Origin of the sequence: Microseira sp. BLCC-F43 (assembly GCF_041929235.1) — a bacterium.
Classification (GTDB): Bacteria; Cyanobacteriota; Cyanobacteriia; order Cyanobacteriales; family Aerosakkonemataceae; genus Microseira.
This window is the reverse complement of sequence record NZ_JBHFNP010000129.1, coordinates 1-1571: the sequence shown is the minus strand read 5'-3', so window position 1 is coordinate 1571 and position 1571 is coordinate 1. Positions and strand designations below refer to the sequence as shown.

The window sequence follows — 1571 nt, the reverse complement described above, 5'->3', positions numbered from 1 at the left end:
GGACTTACACCATCACGGAAATTAGATTGTCAAGGTTAGTTATTATAAACCTTGCCCTGCTTACACTTGGGCCGTTGGGCTTTCCATTTTTGCCGGAACGAATCGCACCCAAACGACTCTTACACACCCGAATAATTTAGCGAGCGCGTGTTTCTGTGAGTTTGTGGGGTATATCCGATACCGATAGCGTGCTTTCATGCTACGATTATACACAAAATATGTGTAGCAAAACATGAAGATTAGATTAGACCTTCTGATCGATGAATCCGAGAAAGAATTGCTAGAGAGCTACTGCTTGGCTACCGGGCGAACCAAAACAGACGTTCTCAGGGAGTTGATTAGAAAACTGAAACTGCCGAAAAGCCGCCCGTAGCGCAGCTATTGGGCGGGGCTTGAAACCCAAGATTTTCGGTCAGCCCAATAATTATCAGATTGGTTTTGTTGTTGGGGTCGTTCAGCGCTGGTATTGTTACGCCATCGGGCGTCTTAAACGGCTTGGTGAGATTGAGGATGGCGAACACCTCGTGAATGCTTAAACCATACACCATCTGTATTGAAAAGACCCACATCCAATCCTTGCGAGAGTCCAGTTTAGCTAGGCAGGCGGGAATCCCCACAACATACTCTTAGTTGGTGTGGGATGAAAGCCGAGTGAGCCCAAGGAGCGTTCCCTGACCAATGCCGTAGGCGAGGGAAGGCAACAGCGACGAAACGAGCAAAATCTTTGATATAATGGAATCACAGTGGGGCGGGACGTATTCCTCACTATAAAACGCCGTAGAGGGAAACATTGTGGAGTACCTCGAAGGAAGATCTTGATATCCACAAACAGGACTCAGATGCCTACAGCATATTGCTTGCAATTGATGTAGGAGCGTCACCATTTGGGTGTAACTCTTGTGAAATCCCCAACACCTGATCTCGAATAGCCAAGAATTCGTCAATGTCTACTGTTTGAAGGTCTTGACGAAATTCGGTCTGTTTTACGTTCAAGTCGCTAAGAGCGTCAACGATCGGTGCGAGTTTAGTGATACGCGCCAGCTTGCGCATTGCACCCACGCAGTGCTTATAAGCCTTAGTCCCCTGCTCATAGCTGTTTACTACTTCCATGATGGCTGGCAGAGTCACAGCTTTATCAGACGGAAGCTGCTTGTATTACCGCTCGTATGTATCGCACCACGAAGTCATATGGCTGGGATTGGAACGATCGCGCTTCATTCCCGTCCTAGACTTGTTGTGCCAAAAATCATCCTCAACCAGCTTAATGGCTTCACCAAAAGTGATGAGGTCATTCTTGATGCGGTTCTTCTCCAGGATTTCAGCATCGTACCATGCCAGGAACTCAGATTCAGTGGAAAACTTCCTTAAGGCTTCTGCTACCTTCTGGGCTTTTAGGACAGCGTTGCGGATGCCATCCTCATTGACACTCCGGTAGGGTCGAGAGAGGTTATTACTAGCCTCTCCCTCCCATCCGAAACCGTGCTTGCGGTAGGGTAGGTAGCCAGCGAGTTACCATTACTGGCACTTTTCCAACTACCCCCCTCCAAACTACCCATGACCGTTTCCGTATC

At 48.1% G+C, this 1571-nt stretch carries 5 protein-coding genes; 1 reads left to right on the top strand and 4 read right to left on the bottom strand.

Features of this window, described 5'->3' with window-relative positions; all coding sequences use genetic code 11:
• Positions 1–60: 60 nt before the first annotated feature.
• Complete coding sequence (locus ACE1CM_RS17975) at positions 61–198, bottom strand: helix-turn-helix domain-containing protein (protein WP_374878968.1); 138 nt, start codon at positions 196–198, stop codon at positions 61–63.
• A 34-nt stretch (positions 199–232) separates the two neighbouring features.
• On the opposite strand from ACE1CM_RS17975, the gene ACE1CM_RS17970 reads away from it, so the two are divergent.
• Positions 233–373: a hypothetical protein gene (locus ACE1CM_RS17970; RefSeq protein ID WP_374878966.1), complete on the top strand. Its 141-nt coding sequence runs from the start codon at positions 233–235 to the stop codon at positions 371–373.
• Here ACE1CM_RS17970 and ACE1CM_RS17965 read toward each other — a convergent pair.
• From ACE1CM_RS17965 to ACE1CM_RS17955, 3 genes are all read right to left on the bottom strand, one after another.
• On the bottom strand, positions 339–569 hold the full coding sequence (locus ACE1CM_RS17965; protein WP_374878969.1) for a hypothetical protein: 231 nt from the start codon (positions 567–569) through the stop codon (positions 339–341). The genes ACE1CM_RS17970 and ACE1CM_RS17965 overlap by 35 nt on opposite strands.
• Positions 570–843: 274 nt before the next feature.
• Positions 844–1110 (bottom strand): hypothetical protein, encoded by a 267-nt coding sequence (locus ACE1CM_RS17960; RefSeq protein WP_374878964.1) that lies wholly within the window; start codon positions 1108–1110, stop codon positions 844–846.
• 281 nt (positions 1111–1391) lie between these two features.
• Positions 1392–1571: hypothetical protein (locus ACE1CM_RS17955; protein ID WP_374878963.1), on the bottom strand; the 180-nt coding region annotated here is incomplete at its 5' end.